Below are 16859 nucleotides of genomic sequence, written 5' to 3' on the forward strand. Positions count from 1 at the left end.
TCACGCCGATGCCACCGCCCCGCCGCCGCCCGGTCACCGGTTGTCGGCGGCACGTGATTCGATGACCACATGTTCGATGACTTTCTTGCCGGCGATCTCTCCGAGGTGGAGCAGGCGGTGCGTGCGGCGGCCGCCGCGGAGATCATGCCGCGCTACCGGCAGCTCGCCGCCCACGAGATCGTGGAGAAGAAGGGCCCGCACGACCTGGTGACCACCGCCGACCGGCAGGCCGAGGAGCATCTGACCGCCTCGCTCACCGCGCTGCTGCCCGGTTCGGTCGTGGTGGGCGAGGAGGGCGTGCACGCCGATCCCGGGCTGCTCAAGCACCTCGGCGGGGACGCGCCCGTATGGATCGTCGACCCGGTGGACGGCACCCGGCAGTTCGTCCACGGCGACACGGGCTTCGCGACCCTCGTCGCCCTCGCCCACCACGGCGAACTCCTCGCCTCCTGGACGTTCGCGCCCGCACAGGACCTGATGGCCGTCGCACGGCGCGGCGGGGGCGCGGTGCTCAACGGGGAGCCGCTGCGCGCCGGTGCGCCCGAGCCGGGCAAGCCGCTCGAAGTCGCCATATCCCACTACGACTTCACCACCGACGGGGAGAAGCGCGCCCTGGCCGGGCTGCGGACCGAGGGTGTGGCACCGCGCCCGTGCGGCTCGGCGGGCCTGGAGTATCTGAACATCGCCCGTGGCCACCTCGACGCGATCGCCTTCACCTGGGAGAACGCCTGGGATCACGCCGCCGGGCTGCTGCTGGTCGCCGAGGCGGGCGGGGCGAGCGCGACGCTTACGGGCGAGCCGTTCCGTATCGCCGGAGGTAACGCGCTTCCCTTCACGGCCGCGCGGAACGAGGCGACCGTACGGCATATCCTGGGCCTGCTGGCCGCCGCCGGCTGACTGATCCACCGGATCCACCGGGATCCACCGGTCCCGGAAGGGGCCGGTCCTCAAAGGCGAGGACGAGGAGGAGCCGACGTGCCGTCGATGCTCGACGCGGTAGTGGTGGGTGCCGGGCCGAACGGGCTGACCGCGGCGGTCGAACTCGCCCGCCGCGGCTGCGCGGTGGAGATCTTCGAGGCCGCCGACGCGATCGGCGGCGGCTCCCGCACCGAGGAGCTGACCCTGCCCGGCTTCCGGCACGACCCCTGCTCCGCCGTGCACCCCCTCGCCATCGGCTCCCCGGCGTTCGACCGGATGCCGCTGGCCCGCCACGGCCTGGAGTGGCTGCATCCCGAGCTGCCGCTCGCCCACCCCTTCCCGGACGGCAGCGCCGCGGTGCTGGCCCGCTCGGTCGGTGAGACCGCCCGGTCGCTCGGCCCGCGCGACGCGGGTGCGTACCGCCGCCTCCTCGCTCCCTACCTCGGCAAATGGTCCACCTTCGCCCCCGACGTACTGCGCGCCCAGTGGGACGGGGTGCCGCGCGACCCGCTGACCTGGGCCCGCTTCGGGCTGAACGCCGTCCTGCCGGTCTCTGTCCTCAGCCGCCGCTTCCGCGGCGAGAAGGCGCGGGCCCTGCTCGCCGGGCTCGCCGGTCACGCCATCGCGCCCACCAGCGCCCCGGCCACCGGGGGACTGGCCCTCATCTTCGCGATCGCGGCCCATGAGGTCGGCTGGCCGATCCCGCGCGGCGGTTCGCAGTCGATCGCGGACGCGCTCGGCTCGTATCTGCGCGAGCACGGCGGGGTCGTCCACACCGGCGCGGAGGTCAAGCGGCTCGACGAGCTGCCCCCGGCCCGCGCGTACATCTTCGACACCTCACCGCGTGCCCTGGCCCGGATCGCGGGGCTGGGCAACGCGTACCGCCGCTACCGCTACGGGCCCGGCGCCTTCAAGATCGACTACGCGCTGGACGGCCCGATGCCGTGGACCGCACCGGAGGCACACCGCGCCGGGACCGTCCACATCGGCCCCAGCGCGGGCGAGATCGGCACCGCCCTGCGCGCCGCCTTCGACGGACACGCCCCGGACGTCCCCTTCCTGATCTCCGCCCAGCCCAGCCTGATCGACCCCACCCGCGCCCCCGAGGGCAAGCACACCTTCTGGGTGTACGGCCACGCCCCCAGCGGCTGGACGGGCGACCTCACCGACGCCATCGAGCGCCAGCTCGACCGCTTCGCCCCCGGCTTCCGCGATCTGGTGCTGGCCCGCGCGGTCGCCGGTCCCCCCGAACTGGCCGCCCGCAACGCCAACTACATCGACGGCGACATCGCCTGCGGCGCCTTCGAGGGCCTTCAGGCCGCCATCCGCCCCCGGCTCGCCCGCGTCCCCTACGCCACCCCCCACCCCGCGGTCTTCCTCTGCTCCTCCGCCACTCCGCCGGGCCCCGGTGTCCACGGCATGTCGGGGCACCACGCGGCCCGCGCGGTGTGGCGGCGGCTGCGGGGACGGTAGGGGCGCGCCGAGGGGAGACCGGGGAGGCGATCTGGACGCGCCGTTCCGCCGTACCTAGCCTTGAGCCCGACCTGACACTCGATCAAGTAAGTCGGGCCCTCATGGTCATCGGGCGCCTCGGGGCCGGCGGCCGCGAACGCCCGCCCAGGAGAGGGGTCTCCCGCTACGAGGACGTCGCCCGGGCGTTCAAGGACCCGGCGTTCACCAGCGACAACTACGAGTGGCAGCTGGAGCCGGTGCACGGCCGGACCATCGTCCAGATGGACGGGCGCGAGCACTCCGTACGCCGCGCCCTGGTGGCGCCCGCCTTCCGGGGGAAGGACCTGCGGGAGAAGTTCCTGCCCGCCATCGAGCGCAACTCCCGGGAGCTGATCGACGGCTTCCGGGACGCGCCGGAAGCGGATCTGGTGGCCCAGTACGCGACCCGCTTCCCGATCAACGTGATCGTCGACATGCTCGGCCTCGACCGGGCGGACCACGACCGGTTCCACGCCTGGTACACCTCGATGATCGACTTCCTGGGCAATCTGAGCCAGGACCCCGAGGTGACGGCGGCCGGTCTGCGCACCCACGATGAACTCGCGGCGTACATGATCCCGATCATCCAGCGCCGCCGCGCAGCCCCGGGCGACGACCTGCTGTCCGTCCTGTGCACCGCGGAGATCGACGGCACGGCGATGAGCGACGAGGACATCAAGGCGTTCGTCAGCCTGCTGCTCGCCGCAGGCGGCGAGACCACGGACAAGGCCATCGCCGGGCTCTTCCGCAACCTGCTGGCCCACCCCGAGCAGCTGGCGGCCGTCCGCGAAGACCGTTCGCTCATCCCGGCGGCCTTCGCCGAGACGCTGCGCTACACCCCACCGGTGCACATGATCTTCCGTCAGACGGCCGCTGACGTGGAGGTGAGCGGCGGCACCATCCCGGCGGGCGCCACCGTCACCTGTCTGATCGGGGCCGCCAACCGCGACGAGAGCCGTTACGCCGACCCCGACACCTTCGACATCTTCCGCGACGACCTCACCACCAGCAGCGCCTTCTCCGCGGCCGCCGACCACCTGGCGTTTGCGCTCGGCCGGCACTTCTGCGTGGGGGCGCTGCTGGCGAAGACCGAGGTCGAGGTGGGCGTCAACCAACTCCTCGACGCCTTCCCCGAGATGACCTTCGCCGACGGCGCCCCGCCGCCCGAGCGGGGCGTGTTCACCCGTGGACCGGGCTCGCTGCGGGTGCGGTTCGCGCGGGACTGAACCGTCAGTACCAGGCCGTCGCGGCCAGCGTCTGGTCGTCGCAGATCAGGACGGCCCGGGTCTTCCGGCCGTCGACCTTGCTGATCACCTTGGTGGAGGCGGAGTCGGTCCCGGGGGCCACCGTCTCCAGCACCCACACGATCTTGGAGCCGTCGAGCCGGTTGCTGTGCGCCGCGCAGCCCTGCGGTGCGTTCTCGATGCGGGCGTACGAACCGCAGCCGGAGTTGTAGAGGTATCTGAGGGTGATGGTGCGCCCCTGGTAGACCGCTCTCTTCGTCGCCCCGCCGGGCACGTTCGGCTGGGTGTAGCGGCCGGAGCACGCGGTCTGCTCGGGGTACTTGCCCTCGCCCGGCAGAGTGCCGTAGCTCGCGCTCTGCGAGGCCGCGGCCTCGGCCGTGAGCGGGGTGAGGGCCGCCAGGCCGAACGCGAGGGCGGCGCCGAAGAGGGTGCGCCGCAGGCCGCGTCGGCGGGGGCCCTTCCCGGCCCGGTTCGTCATCGAGGTCATGTCCGTCTTCCTCCCGGAGGTCGGATGGGTGCGAATGCGCTGAAAGCGCCTCTAAGGCTGCCCAGTCGCGACCCGGTCCGCCATGACCTTGGTGCGTGCCTACCTGACCAATCCAGATCGTAAAGTGCGGAAATCCTAGTGCGGGATGCTGTCGATGACCTCGCGCGCGCCCTGCCGCAGCAGCGCCACCGCGACCGACGTCCCCAGGGTGGCCGGGTCCAGCGGGCCCGCCCACTCGTGCGCGTCCAGCACCGTCTTGCCGTCCGGGCTGAACACCCGGGCGCGCAGCGACAGCCGCCCGTCCCGCTCGGCCTTGGCGTAGCCCGCGATGGGGGAGTTGCAGTGCCCCTGGAGCACGTGCAGCAGCATCCGCTCGGCCGTGGTCTCCTTCCACACGTCGGTGTCGCCGAGCCCGGCGACCGCGTCGATCGTGGCGGTGTCGTCCTCCCGGCACTGGAGCCCCAGGACCCCGGCGCCGATGGGCGGGCACATCGTCTCCACGGGCAGGATCTCGCTGATCACGTCGGTGCGGTCGATCCGCTCCAGCCCCGAGACGGCCAGCATCAGCGCTTCGCAGTCGCCCGCGTACAGCTTCTCCAGCCGCCGGTTGGCGTTGCCGCGCATCGGCACGCATGTCACGTGGGGGTGGGTGACGGCCAGTTGGGCGACCCGCCGCACGGACGAGGTGCCGATCCTGGTCCCCTCCGGCATCTGGTCCAGCGTCAGCCCCTGGGGGTGGATCACCGCGTCCCGGATGTCGTCCCGCTTGAGGTAGGCCGCGAAGACCGTGCCCGCGGGCAGCGGCCGGTCGGCGGGCACGTCCTTGATGCAGTGCACCGCGAGATCCGCCTCGCCCGCCAGCAGCGCGGCGTCCACCTCCTTGGTGAACGCGCCCTTCCCACCGAGCTTCGACAGATCGCCCATCCACCGGTCGCCGGAGGTGGTGACCGGCACGACCTCCGTACGGATACCCGGCCGCAGCGCGGCCAGCTCGGCGCGGACCCGCTCGACCTGGGCCAGGGCCATGGGGGAGGAACGGGAGACGATGCGGATGAGTTCGGCGGACGACATGGCGTAGAGGATAGGCCCTCCGCGAGCGCGCTATCGCGCGGCCCCGGGGAACCCCTCCGCGACCAGCGCCGCGAGGTCGAGGTACGCGTCGAGGGTCTTGGGGGCTAGCTGGTCGAGGTCGATGTCGTGTTGCGTGGCGGTGTGCTCGTCGTACGGCACGACCACCACACCGCGGCACCGCGCCCGGAACCGCTCGGCCAGGTCGTCGTTCGGCCGGGCCTCGGTCTCCGATGATCTTTCGATCACGGTGACGGCGCGGCGTACCAGCTCTTCGTAACCGTTCTCCTCCAGCCGGTCCAGGATCGCGTGCGCGCTCCACCGGTGCTCCGCGGATGTCGTGGTGACGATCATCAGCTGGTCGGCGAGGTCGAAGATTCCCCGTCTGGTGTCGAGGAACGTACCGGTGGCGGCGAGGACGACCGCGTACCGGTCGCTCAGCTCGGTGATGACGCGGCGGTGGTCCTCGTGGGAGATCCCCATGAGGATCTCGAGCCCGGACGGGGTCTGTCTGGTGAAAGGCATGGAGGTGCCGAGCGTGAGCGCGTCGACCGTGATGGCCTTGTCCTCGCGTTCGCTCGCGAGGATCGCACCGAGCACGTGCGTCGTCGCGGTCCGCCCGGTCCCCACCGGCTCGGTCACGACGATGCGGTGGGTGGTCGTCAACGGCGTACGGATCAGGTCGAGTCTGCGTTGCCGCTCGGCGTCACGGGCCCTTCCGCCGAAGCGGAAGCGGGAGGCCAGACGGCGGGGGCGGGACTGAGGTCCGGGGGCGGGCACGGCCGGTGTGTCGTCGGGGATCTGGGTGTCCGTGGACTGAACGTCGTACGGCATGGGGGAGCCGGACGCGGACGGCAGACACCGTACGAAGACATCCGCCACCTGGCCCGCGGTCGGGCGGCCCCGGCGCTCGCTGAGGCAGGCACCGATGATCGAGAGCAGCTGGGGATCGCGCCACAGTTGTTCGTCCGCGAAGATCGAAGGGGTCGGCTGGGCGTCGGCGATGGCGCGGAGAATCCAGCCCAGGGCGTAGACGTTGTCCGCGTGGGTTGGAGCCCTGATGCCGCGCTCGTCGATGGCCGCGTCCGTCCAGCCGGTCAGCTTCACCGTGCGGCCGACGACGAGCACGCTGTCCGCTGTCAGCTTCCTGAGCACGATGCCCTTGAGCGCGCACATGTTGACCGCCTCGGCGAGGCGCAGCCCGATGGTGGCGGCGTACACCGGGTCCAGCTGGGGTGCCCCGTCGGCCAGGAGCGAGGAGAGCGTCGGGGCCGGGGAGCCGCCGGGGAGGCAGACGTACTCCGTCACGATCCAGGGCGGGGAGGGATGGGTTCCCCCGGCGACCCACCTCGGCGCGTAGTGCCCGGACATCCGCCGCAGCGCCTCCCTCTCGGCCCGCAACTCCTGATGAGCGCCCGGGGCGGTACGGATCACCACATCGCGGGACCTGCGCCGCTCACGGGCCAGATAGACGTCATACCCCCCGCTGCCGCCGAGCCTGCGGTGGGCCTGGTACTCGTCGAACGACGGCAGGCTGCCGCTCGGTTCGGCCTCCCGTACGGGGGGCGTCGGCTCGTGGACGTCCTCGCGCGCGGGGACGCGGAGCGGGGGACTCGGCGCCTCGGGCGCCTTCGGCTGGAAGTACGTGACGAATCCCCAGACGTAGCCCACCGTGGGGTGGTCGCGCGTGTCCAGGCATGCGATCACCAGCCTGCGGAGCGGTTCCCAGGCGGGGCCGTCCCAGAGCGGCATGTCGCCGTCATCGCCGGTCGGCGTCGGGCCCCACCCGCCGCCGAGGCTCAGCAGGATGTTGCCCAGCGCCTCGACGTTGTCCACGGGGCGCCAGGCCGCGGGGACCGCCGGGGACGGCACGCCGTCGATGGTGGCCGACGACCAGCCGGTCAGAATGATGTCCTCACCGGCGACATGCACCGTGCTGATGGTGAGGTCGGTGTGCACCATGCCCGCGTCCGCGCACAGGCGCACCGCGTCCACGACCTTGCGGGCGAGCGCGAGAGCGGCATGGCCGTCCTGCGGCTTGGTGCTGCCGTGGAGGACGGAGTCCAGCCGTTCCCCGAGGAAAAGCTCCTCCGCGATCCACGGAACGTCGTCGTCCAGTCCCTCGCGCAGCAGACGGCGGGCGTAGCGGCCGTCCATGCGGCGCAGCGCCTCCGCCTGCACGGCCAGCAGCTCGGCGGCCTCGTTGCCGCTCGTCTGCTGGGCGATCTGGACGACGGCTTCCGCACCGTAGGCGTCCCGGCCCAGATAAGGGATGATCCGCGATCCGGGCGGTCCGGCCATGGTCAGCCGGTACGGGCCGATCGTGCGGGGATCGTCGGGCCCCACGCGACGCCAGTGCTGCGCCGCCAAACGGCTCTCGGACGCCGAGGACTGCGGCGGCGCGCCCAGGCGGGCCGCGAGGCGTCGTTCGACCGTGCTGAACGGGCGGGCACCGGGTGGGAGGCGGTCGGGGCCCGCCGTGTGGGCGAGCCAGGCGGGGAAGTCGGGGGAGCGGCCCGCCAGTTCCTCCAGGCGGCGGCCGATCGTCCGGCTGGTGGCGACCAGTTCGGCCAGTGGCACCGCGCCCAGCAGCGCCCGCTGGGCGGCGTCGGTGAAGGCGAAGGGCCGGTGTTCGGGCGGCAGCGGGTCCTGGCCCGCCGACGCGGGCGGCTCGACCGGGCGCATCAGCCCGCCGAGGAACACCTCGGCCAGCCGACCGGTGTCGGACCGCCCCTCCACCGCCTTCTGCACCATCCGCATCACCGGCACCGGCAGCGGGGCGACCGCCGACAGATGGGCGGCGAGGCGGTACGCCTCCGGGGACGCCGCGTCCCGGAACAGCTGGACGCGGCTCAGTTCGTCGGCCGCAGACGGAGCCGGAGCCGGGGCCGGGCGGACGGCCACCGGGCCGCCGCGTGGCGGGGCCAGGAGGGGCAGGACGGCCGTGCCGCTCGCGGAGGCGATCAGCCGCGCCCAGTCGGCCAGCGGTCCGGCCTCCGGTTCCAGCACGGGCACGGGCACCCCGTCGAACCGGGCCAGGGCGGCGGGCAGCACCGGATCGGCGACCGTCCAGTCCGTGTTGGCCGAGCCTGGCCTGCGGGTCCGCACCTGCCAGCGCCGCGTACGGATGCCGGAGCTGTCCCACAGCCGGGGCGGCAGGGCGTGCACCACCGCCGTGGGCCCCACGCCCGCCCAGCGCGCCAGCACCTGGGCCATCCGCCCGTCGCGCCACGCCGAGCCCACCCCGTCGCTGACGACCAGCACCAGCGTGTGCCCGGACGGGTCGGACAGCGCCGTCGTGGGGAGGTGGGGCGCGTCCGGATCGTACGCCCGGGTGCGCAGCGCGGGGGCGTCGGCGCCGCGGGTGTGCAGGCCGAGCACCCGTACGACGCGGAAGGCGCCCGAGCGCTGGAGCACCGTACGCAGCTCGACGGCCAGCCGCCGCCACAGCAGCATCGACGTGCCGTCGTCGACGACGAGCGCGAGGTCGAGCCAGCGTTCGCGGGCGGGCCGGGTGACCACATCGGGCAGCCCGGTCTCGGCGAGCGCCGCCGCCGTGGCGACCTCGTCGAACTCCCGCTTGAGCGGGTTGGGGCGGTGCTGCTTGAGCGGGCGGAGGGCGCGGCCGATGGAGAGTTCCTGGTGCAGCGCCTTGTCCTCGGGCACGCGCAGCGGCAGCCCGCGCCGTACATCGGGTGACTCGGTGTCCGGGCCGGGCGCGTCGGGGGAGTGGCCGCCGCCGTAGAGGCCGCGCGGGGCGCGGTCGGCGGGGCGACGGTCCCGTGGCGGTGCCGCCGGTGCTTCCCGCTCCGGCGGTGGGGCGGTCGGCGGAGTGTCCTGCCGTGGGGGCTGGGCCTGCGGGGCCGGGACGGGTGGTGCGGTTACGGCTGCGGGTACGGCCGGGACGGCGGGGCGTGGGTCGGGGAGCACGGCGCCGTCGCGCGCCGTCGCGCGCTCCAGGGGCGCCCCCTCGGCGTCGTGCTCGGGCAGCCGCCCGGCCAGCCAGAGGGCGTCGAGCAGCTCTTCCCGGGACATGTACAGGCCCCCGGCGGCGAGGACCGTGATGGCCTCGTCAAGCCGTTCCAGCTGCTCCCGCCGCCCGTCGCCGCCGCCCATGCGTCACACCGCCCCGCCCAGCCGGTGCAGCACCGCTTCCAGCAGCCCCTCGCCCGTCACGTCCACCCCGCCGGACCGCAGGAACACGGCGTTCAGCAGCTGATCGGTGGCCAGTTCGCGCGCCGCGCGCCGCCGCAGGAAGACATCCAGGAGCTGATCGACCTCCTCCAGCGCCTCCTCTCCCAGATGCGCGGTGACGATCGCCCGCAGCCGCTCCTCGTCGGGAGTGGGCAGCTCCAGCCGTACGCAGCGGCGCAGGAAGGCGGGCGGGAAGTCGCGCTCGCCGTTGCTGGTGATCACCACGACGGGGAACTCCTCGCATACCAGCCGCCCCCGCCGCACCATGGCCCGTTCGCCGGGGCGCTCGGTGAGCACGTCCACCTCCGACTGGTCCTCGGGCAGCCGGGCCAGTTCGGGGATCTCGAACTCGCCCTCCTCGAACACGGTCAGCAGGTCGTTCGGCAGGTCGACATCGCCCTTGTCGAGTTCGTCGACGAGCAGCGCCCTGGGCCGTTCGCCCGGCACCAGGGCGGTGCCCAGCGGGCCGAGCCGTACGAAGGTGCCGATGCCGGGTTCGGCCTCGCCGCGGTCGCGCGTCAGGGCCGTCTCGCGCAGCCGCCCGATCGCGTCGTAACGGTAGAGCGCGTCCTGCACGGTGGAGCGGCTGTTGACCGGCCAGCGCAGCACCTCGCCGAGGCCCAGTTCGTGCGCGACCGCCCGGGCGAGGGACGACTTGCCGGTGCCCGGGCTGCCGGTGACGAGCAGCGGGCGGCGCAGATGCAGGGCCGCGTTGACCACGTCCGCGTGCTCGGGCGAGATCAGGTACGGCGACGGCCGGGCGGCGCCGGAAGCCGCCCGGTCCGCGTCTCCCGTACCGCTGCCGAAGCGGCGCCACGGCGGTGCGGGCGGCATCTCCACCTGCCGGGGTACGCCGTCCCCCCGGAACAGCCGCCAGCCCTGCTGTTCCCGTGCGTTCATCCGTGAACCTTCCTCTCGGTCCCTGCTTTCGGCCCGTGCGCCGCGTCATTCCGTGGGGTCCACCAGGTCCAGCCGGGGCAGCGCCCGCCCGGCGTCGGCCCAGGCGAGGACCGGCCGCCCGGGGTAGTCGGCCGGTCGCTGGAGGGTCCTGGTGCGGTACGTCCGTATCGCCTCCGGCAGTTCCCGCGCCCGTACCTCGGTCGCGTGCCGCACGGCCGGTGACCCCGGCTGCCCGCTGCGGTCCCACAGGACCACCGGAACGCCCGCCGCCAGACACATCTGGACCACCCCCGCCCGGCGATGGGCCGCGACATCGACCGTGACGTGCGCGGTGAGCCGTTCCATCAGCAGCCCGCACACCGCCTCCGGGTCGGGGGCCGTGGCGTCGTCGATGTGCACGGGCTCCTCGGAGTCGAGCCGGGCCCAGCGCTCCCGCCACTGGTCCAGCATCGCCTCGCCGTTCAGCTCGCGCAGCTCCGGGCAGTTGACGACCAGCGGATACGGCGCGCCGAGCGGGAGGGGGAGCAGCGCGCCCGCCCCGGCCGGTTTCCAGGCGTCGGCGGGCACCTCCAAGGTGTCCCGGTCCACGATCAGTTCGATGACGAAGCGCGGGCCCGCCGGGTCCGGACGCCGCAACGAGCCGACCGCGTCGAGGATTTCCCGCGCCGCCTCCTCCGCGCCGCGGGGCCGCTCGCTGTCGTCGGACACCTGGCGCAGCCCGTCCCCGTCGTCGCACCACAGCCGCAGCCGGTAGCGCTCCTCACCGTCCGGCACCGGCGCGGGCCCGCAGGACGACAGCTCGGCCACCACCCGGGGCGGCCCGGAGCCCCGGGAGGCGCCCCGGGCCCACCGCTCGGCGTCATGGCGGCGGTCCCGCAACGCCGCGTCATGGACGCCGAGGCGGCGCGCCACGGCCTGGTTCCACGCCCACAGCTCGGCGCGCCGCTCCGCCGACGGGCAGCAGCCGGCGGCCACGAACTCCACGGCGCGCAGCAGCCCGGGGACGGCCGTGCGGCCGTCGTCGGTCGCCGCGCTGTCGCCGTACAGGCCCTCAAGACGGGCGATCAGCGCCTCGAAGGGCCCGCTGCCGCCGTTGTCGCCCCTGCCGCCCCTGCCGCCGTCGTCGTCCTCGGCGCCGAACCCGGCCAGCATCGCGCCCGGCAGCGCCGCCGCCAGCGACAGCGCCGCCCGGACGGCCCCGGGGACACCGGCGGCCGAAGCCGGGGGCAGGGCGCGCAGCAGCCGCAGCAACCGCTCGTACTCGACCGGGGTGAGCAGCTTGGGCAGCCCGTGGCGGCGCCCCAGCGCGAGGAGTTCGTCGGCGATCTGCCCCGCCGTCGGGCGCACCGCCTCGACCAGCGCCGGGAGGGCCCGCCCCCGGGTGAGCAGCAGCAGGGCGAACTCGTCGGCGGTCGGCGCGCCGTCCGCGCGGTGGTCCAGGCCGCACTGGCGGGCGACCGCGCGGCAGCACCGCACCCAGCCCTCGGACAGCGACAGCGGCCCGTCCAGCAGGGCGGCCAGCTCCGCGTAGACCGGCTGGTCGCGTACGTCCTCGTCGGGCCGCGGCAGCAGATGGTCCACTCCGGCGCGGCGCAGCTCCCACGCCACGCGCTGCCAGGGAATGCCCCAGGCGCGCCGCAGCTCGCCCCGGACGCGCAGCTTCGCCGTCACCAGCCCGACGACGGCGCGCTCCTCGTTCGACCACAGCGGGCCGCCGCTGTAGGCGGGTTCGATGTCCAACGCGCGCTCGGCCCCGTCGAAGTAGCCGAACCGCCCGTCGCACTCACTCACTTCGGCGTCGGCGAAGACCCCGGGCTCGCCGCTGCCGTGCCAGGCGCGGACGAACTGCCGCCGGGCCATGGGGTGCCAGCGCGGCGGCTCGAACACGGGCGGCAGCGCTCCGGGCAGCCGCAGGACGGCCAGGTCGCCGTTCCACTCGAAGGCGCCCAGGCCCCCGTCGTCCCTCCGGGGCGGGATCCAGGCCGTCAGCTCGGCGTCGGCCTCGACGGTGTGCTCCGGTCCGTGCATCCGTACCGCGACGGTGACCGCTCCCGGGTGATCGGGGGCCAGCATGTCCTTGCCGAGGGCGCTGTTGACCACATGGGCGCAGGTCAGCAAATGCTGACCGGGCAGCAGGACCCCGGCGCCCGCGGGTCTTCCGTCGTCCTTGGCCAGGATCGACACGGCGGGCCGCGGCACGGACCCGCGCGGGTGGAACCAGCCCATGGGTCAGCCCGCGGGGTCGGGCGAGGGCGGCTGCGGCGGTGGTGTCCGCCCCGGTTGCTCGTCCGGCCGCCAGGTGGCCGAAATGGTGAGGCTGGCGTTCCCGTTCGCCCCGACGATGCCGAGCTTGAGGTCCTGGCCCACCTGCACCCCGAACTGGACGGTGAACTCCTGCGGCGGATGGGGCGCCGAGCGCACCGCGTCGTGCACGTCCTGGAGCACCGAGCCAAGACCCTGGAGGACGACGCCGAGCCCGGCGTCGGCGAGCGCCGCCGCGGCCCGGGTCCCCCGCCCCACCGGGGTCACGCCTCCGACGCCGCCCACGTCCCCGTAGGCGTCCGTGAGCGGGGCGTCGCCCACGGGGGCGAGTTCCAGCCGTACGGACGTGCCGTCTGCCAGGGGTATCTCTCGGTGTTCCGTCACCTCTTCATCATGCCGATCACCAGGGCTCCGGTCTGCTGTTCCGTCGCAAAATCCCCGGATGGGGGCGCCGGTTGCCCGGCGGTGGCCGGGCGCCGACGTCGATGTCGGATTCCCGCGAGCCCGGCGGCGCGCGGTGGCCGATGCTGGACGCATGTACACCGATACCGACCGGTGCCTCAGGGCCGCACGGGCCAAGGACGCCCGCTTCGACGGATGGTTCTTCATCGCCGTCGTCACCACCCGCATCTACTGCCGTCCGAGCTGCCCGGTCGTCGGTCCGAAGCCCGAGAACATGCGGTTCTACCCGAGCGCCGCGGCCGCCCAGCAGGCCGGTTTCCGGGCCTGCAAGCGGTGCCGCCCCGACGCCAGCCCCGGATCGCCGCAGTGGAACGAGCGGGCCGACCTCGTGGCCCGCGCCATGCGGCTGATCGCCGACGGCGTCGTCGACCGGGAGGGGGTGCCGGGGCTGGCCGGGCGGCTCGGCTACAGCACCCGGCAGATCGAGCGGCAGCTGCTGGCCGAGCTGGGCGCCGGGCCGCTCGCGCTGGCCAGGGCGCAGCGGGCGCAGACCGCGCGGCTGCTGATCGAGACCAGCGGGCTGCCGATGGCCGACATCGCGTTCGCGGCCGGGTTCGCCAGCATCCGGGCGTTCAACGAGACCGTACGGGAGGTCTTCGCGCTCTCCCCGACCGAGCTGCGGCAGCGCGCCGCGGGCGGGCCGCTGCCCGCCGTGCCGGGGGCGCTGACGCTGCGGCTGCCGTTCCGGGCCCCGCTGTGCCCGGACAACCTCTTCGGCCACCTCGCCGCCACCGCCGTACCCGGGGTGGAGGAGTGGCGCGACGGGGCATACCGGCGCACCCTGCGGCTGCCGTACGGGCCCGGGGTCGTCGCGCTCGCCCCGCGCCCCGACCACATCGCCTGCCAGCTGTCCCTGGCCGACCTGCGGGACCTGTCCGGGGCGATCAGCCGCTGCCGCCGGCTGCTCGACCTGGACGCCGACCCGGCCGCCGTGGACGATCTGCTGCGCACCGACGACCAGCTGCAACCGCTGGTCGACAAGGCGCCGGGGCGGCGGGTGCCGCGGTCGGTGGACGCGGAGGAGTTCGCGGTGCGCGCGGTCCTCGGGCAGCAGGTGTCCACGGCCGCCGCCCGCACCCTCGCCGCCCGCCTGGTGACCGCGCACGGGGACCCCGTCGCCGACCCCGGCGGCGGGCTCACCCACCTGTTCCCGACCGCCGCCGCCCTCGCCGGGCTCGACCCCGAGGCGCTGGCCATGCCGCGCACCCGCCGCGCCACCCTCACCGGGCTGGTCGGCGCGCTCGCCGAGGGGCGGGTCGCGCTCGGCGTCGGCAGCGACTGGGACGAGGCCCGGTCCGGGCTGACCGCGCTGCCCGGGCTCGGGCCGTGGACCGTCGAGGTCATCGCGATGCGCGGACTCGGCGACCCGGACGCGTTCCTCGCCACCGACCTCGGCGTCCGCAAGGCCGCCGCCGGTCTCGGGCTGCCCGCCACGCCCGGGGCCCTGACCCGCCACTCCGCCCGCTGGCGGCCCTGGCGCGCGTACGCCGTCCAGTACCTCTGGGCCGACGACGACGGCCACGCCATCAACCGCCTGCCCGCCTGAACCGCCTGCGCCGGGCTCGTACGAACGAGGAGAATCGCCCCGTGACCCGCACCCACACCGTCGTCAACAGCCCGTACGGCCCGCTCACCCTGGTCGCCACCGGCGCCGAGCTGTCCGGCCTCTACATGACCGAGCAGCGCCACCGCCCGCCCGAGGAGACCTTCGGCGCCCCGGGCGACCCCGACGACGCCCCCTTCGCCGCCACCGTCGCCCAGCTCACCGCCTACTTCGCGGGCGAGCTGACCGCGTTCGACCTGCCGCTCCGGCTGACCGGCACGCCCTTCCAGCGCCGCGTATGGGACGCGCTGCGCGGCATCCCGTACGGCGAGACCTGGACGTACGGGATGCTCGCCGACCACATCGGACAGCCCACCGCCTCCCGCGCCGTGGGCCTGGCCAACGGCAAGAACCCGGTCGGCATCATCGTCCCCTGCCATCGCGTCGTCGGCTCCACCGGCAGCCTCACCGGCTACGGCGGCGGGCTCGACCGCAAGCGGCGGCTGCTGGACTTCGAGGCCCGGCGGCAACCGACCGGCCTCTTCTGAGGGCGCTGCTGACCGGTCGTCCGTTCGGCCGATGCCGTAGGCCGCGCCCCGGGCCCTGCTAGGGCGCTTCGTGCCCCCCGGCGCCCAGTCCGCGCAGCAGCGTCGGCAGGGCCGTACCGATGGGCTCGCGGACGACCTCGTCCGCGAGCGCGTCGTACGGCGTCGGCTCGGCGTTGACGATGATCAGCCGGGCGCCGCTCTCGGCGGCCATCCCGGCGAGCGAAGCGGCGGGCTGGACCTGGAGGCTGGTGCCGACGGCGATGAAGACCTGGCACGCCCGCGCCACCGCGACCGCCTCGGTCAGCACCTCCGGGTCCAGGCTCTGCCCGAACATCACCGTCGCCGACTTCAGGATGCCGCCGCACTCCCGGCACGCCGGGTCCGTCTCACCCGCCTCGACCCGCTCCAGCGCCTCGTCCATCCCGGAGCGCTCCTCGCAGTGGGTGCACTGCACGACCCGCGCGGTGCCGTGCAGTTCGAGCACCTTGCGCTCGGGCATTCCGGCCAGCTGGTGCAGCCCGTCCACGTTCTGCGTGATGACCCGCACGGGCACCCCGGAGCGCTCCAGCTCGGTCACCGCCCGGTGCGCGGCGTTCGGCTCCGCCCGGAGCGTCCGGTTCTGGCGTCGCATCTGCCAGGAGCGGCGCCGGATGTCCGGGTCGGTCATGTAGTAGTCGTACGTCACGAGCTTCTCGGCGTCGGGGTCGCGCCGCCACAGCCCCTGCGGGCCGCGGTAGTCGGGGATGCCGGAATCCGTCGAGATGCCCGCCCCGCTGAGGATCGCGACGAGGGGCTTGCGCGTCGTCCCGCCGCTCATCGTCTCGCTGCTCATGCCGCGAGCCTACGCGCGCCGGGCGGCCGCCGTGCGGGTGCGGTCAGCTGCCGCGAAGGGCGGCGTCCAGCCGAGCAGCCGGGCCGGGTTGGCGCACAGCACCCGCTGGGTCTCGGCGGCGCTCAGCTCCGCCGTGAGCCAGGTCAGGGTGGTGCCGTAGACCCGGCCCTCCTCATGGCGGGTCCACGGCCAGTCGCTGCCCCACACCATCCGCTCGACGCCCCCGGCATCCAGCAGGCGCCGCAGCATCGCCGTGGCCGCCCGGGGCGCCGAACGGTACGGCGCGGCCGCCTTCACCCACACCTGCGGGGCGGCGAACAGCCGGGAGAGCGCGCCCGCGCCGGGGTACGAGAGCGAGGGGTGCGCCGGAAGCCCCAGATGGTCGACGACCACCGGGCCCGGCCAGCGCAGCAGCCACGGTTCCAGCTCCGCCCATTGCCGCTGCCGCGCCTGCACCTCCACATGGAGTCCGCGCGACGAGAGTTCCCGGGCCAGCCGCTGCCACGGCTCCTCGCCGAGCGGGGGCACCGGGCGGCCGATCAGATTGAGGCGGATGCCGCGCACGCCCGCCTCCGCGAGCCGGTCCAGCTCGTCCCCCGGCGTCCGGGGGCCGACGACGGCCACGCCGCGCAGCCGGTCCGGCGCCGCGCGGAGGGCGGCCAGCAGATACGCGTTGTCCGTGCCGAGGAAGCTCGGCTGGACCAGGACCCCGGCCGCGAGGCCATGGGCGTCCAGCAGCGATACGTAGGCGTCCACCGTGGCGTCGTAGTCCGGGCTGTACCGCCGCTCGTCCGCCAGCCGCAGTCCGCGCGCGAAGACATGGGCGTGGGTGTCGACGGCGGCGGGCGGCGGCGGGGGCTCGGTGAAGGTCATCACACGAAGAATAGTCCTATGAAGGACTAGACGTCAG

At 74.3% G+C, this 16859-nt stretch carries 13 protein-coding genes; 5 read left to right on the plus strand and 8 right to left on the minus strand.

The window, feature by feature from the left end:
- Positions 1 to 69 precede the first annotated feature (69 nt).
- The 3 genes from ACH4TL_RS06080 to ACH4TL_RS06090 all read left to right on the plus strand — a co-directional run bounded on the left by ACH4TL_RS06080 (position 70) and on the right by ACH4TL_RS06090 (position 3635).
- Complete coding sequence (locus tag ACH4TL_RS06080) at positions 70 to 897, plus strand: inositol monophosphatase family protein (RefSeq protein ID WP_398311223.1); 828 nt, start codon at positions 70 to 72, stop codon at positions 895 to 897.
- A gap of 87 nt (positions 898 to 984) precedes the next feature.
- Positions 985 to 2391, plus strand: a complete 1407-nt coding sequence (locus ACH4TL_RS06085) for a phytoene desaturase family protein (protein WP_398311640.1) — start codon at positions 985 to 987, stop codon at positions 2389 to 2391.
- Positions 2392 to 2492: 101 nt separating this feature from the next.
- On the plus strand, positions 2493 to 3635 hold the full coding sequence (locus tag ACH4TL_RS06090; protein WP_398311220.1) for a cytochrome P450: 1143 nt from the start codon (positions 2493 to 2495) through the stop codon (positions 3633 to 3635).
- Positions 3636 to 3639: 4 nt separating this feature from the next.
- On the opposite strand, the gene ACH4TL_RS06095 is transcribed toward ACH4TL_RS06090, so the two are convergent.
- From ACH4TL_RS06095 to ACH4TL_RS06120, 6 genes are all read right to left on the minus strand, one after another.
- Positions 3640 to 4140 carry a hypothetical protein gene (locus tag ACH4TL_RS06095; RefSeq protein ID WP_398311217.1) on the minus strand — a complete coding sequence of 167 codons (501 nt, stop codon included), beginning with the start codon at positions 4138 to 4140 and terminating at the stop codon, positions 3640 to 3642.
- 135 nt (positions 4141 to 4275) lie between these two features.
- Entirely contained in the window at positions 4276 to 5211 is a 936-nt protein-coding gene (hemC, locus tag ACH4TL_RS06100) for a hydroxymethylbilane synthase (RefSeq protein ID WP_398311214.1), read from the minus strand.
- A 30-nt stretch (positions 5212 to 5241) separates the two neighbouring features.
- Positions 5242 to 9324: an SAV_2336 N-terminal domain-related protein gene (locus tag ACH4TL_RS06105; protein ID WP_398311211.1), complete on the minus strand. Its 4083-nt coding sequence runs from the start codon at positions 9322 to 9324 to the stop codon at positions 5242 to 5244.
- Between the two features lie 3 nt (positions 9325 to 9327).
- Positions 9328 to 10302, minus strand: coding sequence for an AAA family ATPase (locus ACH4TL_RS06110; RefSeq protein WP_398311208.1), 975 nt, complete (start codon positions 10300 to 10302; stop codon positions 9328 to 9330).
- A gap of 45 nt (positions 10303 to 10347) precedes the next feature.
- Positions 10348 to 12528 carry a trypsin-like peptidase domain-containing protein gene (locus ACH4TL_RS06115; RefSeq protein WP_398311205.1) on the minus strand — a complete coding sequence of 727 codons (2181 nt, stop codon included), beginning with the start codon at positions 12526 to 12528 and terminating at the stop codon, positions 10348 to 10350.
- Positions 12529 to 12531: 3 nt separating this feature from the next.
- Positions 12532 to 12948, minus strand: coding sequence for a CU044_2847 family protein (locus ACH4TL_RS06120; protein ID WP_398311202.1), 417 nt, complete (start codon positions 12946 to 12948; stop codon positions 12532 to 12534).
- 151 nt (positions 12949 to 13099) lie between these two features.
- Between ACH4TL_RS06120 and ACH4TL_RS06125 the strand changes: the two genes are divergently transcribed.
- Positions 13100 to 14572, plus strand: coding sequence for an AlkA N-terminal domain-containing protein (locus tag ACH4TL_RS06125; RefSeq protein WP_398311199.1), 1473 nt, complete (start codon positions 13100 to 13102; stop codon positions 14570 to 14572).
- Between the two features lie 41 nt (positions 14573 to 14613).
- Complete coding sequence (locus ACH4TL_RS06130) at positions 14614 to 15117, plus strand: methylated-DNA--[protein]-cysteine S-methyltransferase (protein WP_398311196.1); 504 nt, start codon at positions 14614 to 14616, stop codon at positions 15115 to 15117.
- A 58-nt stretch (positions 15118 to 15175) separates the two neighbouring features.
- Here the strand turns inward: ACH4TL_RS06130 and ACH4TL_RS06135 are convergent, their stop codons facing one another.
- Entirely contained in the window at positions 15176 to 15934 is a 759-nt protein-coding gene (locus ACH4TL_RS06135) for an SIR2 family NAD-dependent protein deacylase (protein WP_398311637.1), read from the minus strand.
- A 24-nt stretch (positions 15935 to 15958) separates the two neighbouring features.
- On the minus strand, positions 15959 to 16822 hold the full coding sequence (locus ACH4TL_RS06140) for an amidohydrolase family protein (protein ID WP_398311193.1): 864 nt from the start codon (positions 16820 to 16822) through the stop codon (positions 15959 to 15961).
- Between the last annotated feature and the right edge of the window lie 37 nt (positions 16823 to 16859).

Origin of the sequence: Streptomyces sp. NPDC021115, from assembly GCF_044333065.1 — a bacterium.
GTDB lineage: Bacteria > Actinomycetota > Actinomycetes > Streptomycetales > Streptomycetaceae > Streptomyces.

Coding starts and splice junctions, on each gene's coding strand:
- ACH4TL_RS06115 (WP_398311205.1), bottom strand. CDS start 12,528: ATGGGCTGGTTCCACCCGCGCGGGTCCGTGCCGCGGCCCGCCGTGTCG.
- ACH4TL_RS06135 (WP_398311637.1), bottom strand. CDS start 15,934: ATGAGCGGCGGGACGACGCGCAAGCCCCTCGTCGCGATCCTCAGCGGG.
- hemC (WP_398311214.1), bottom strand. CDS start 5,211: ATGTCGTCCGCCGAACTCATCCGCATCGTCTCCCGTTCCTCCCCCATG.
- ACH4TL_RS06090 (WP_398311220.1), top strand. CDS start 2,493: ATGGTCATCGGGCGCCTCGGGGCCGGCGGCCGCGAACGCCCGCCCAGG.
- ACH4TL_RS06125 (WP_398311199.1), top strand. CDS start 13,100: ATGTACACCGATACCGACCGGTGCCTCAGGGCCGCACGGGCCAAGGAC.
- ACH4TL_RS06110 (WP_398311208.1), bottom strand. CDS start 10,302: ATGAACGCACGGGAACAGCAGGGCTGGCGGCTGTTCCGGGGGGACGGC.
- ACH4TL_RS06085 (WP_398311640.1), top strand. CDS start 985: ATGCTCGACGCGGTAGTGGTGGGTGCCGGGCCGAACGGGCTGACCGCG.
- ACH4TL_RS06140 (WP_398311193.1), bottom strand. CDS start 16,822: ATGACCTTCACCGAGCCCCCGCCGCCGCCCGCCGCCGTCGACACCCAC.
- ACH4TL_RS06095 (WP_398311217.1), bottom strand. CDS start 4,140: ATGACCTCGATGACGAACCGGGCCGGGAAGGGCCCCCGCCGACGCGGC.
- ACH4TL_RS06105 (WP_398311211.1), bottom strand. CDS start 9,324: ATGGGCGGCGGCGACGGGCGGCGGGAGCAGCTGGAACGGCTTGACGAG.
- ACH4TL_RS06080 (WP_398311223.1), top strand. CDS start 70: ATGTTCGATGACTTTCTTGCCGGCGATCTCTCCGAGGTGGAGCAGGCG.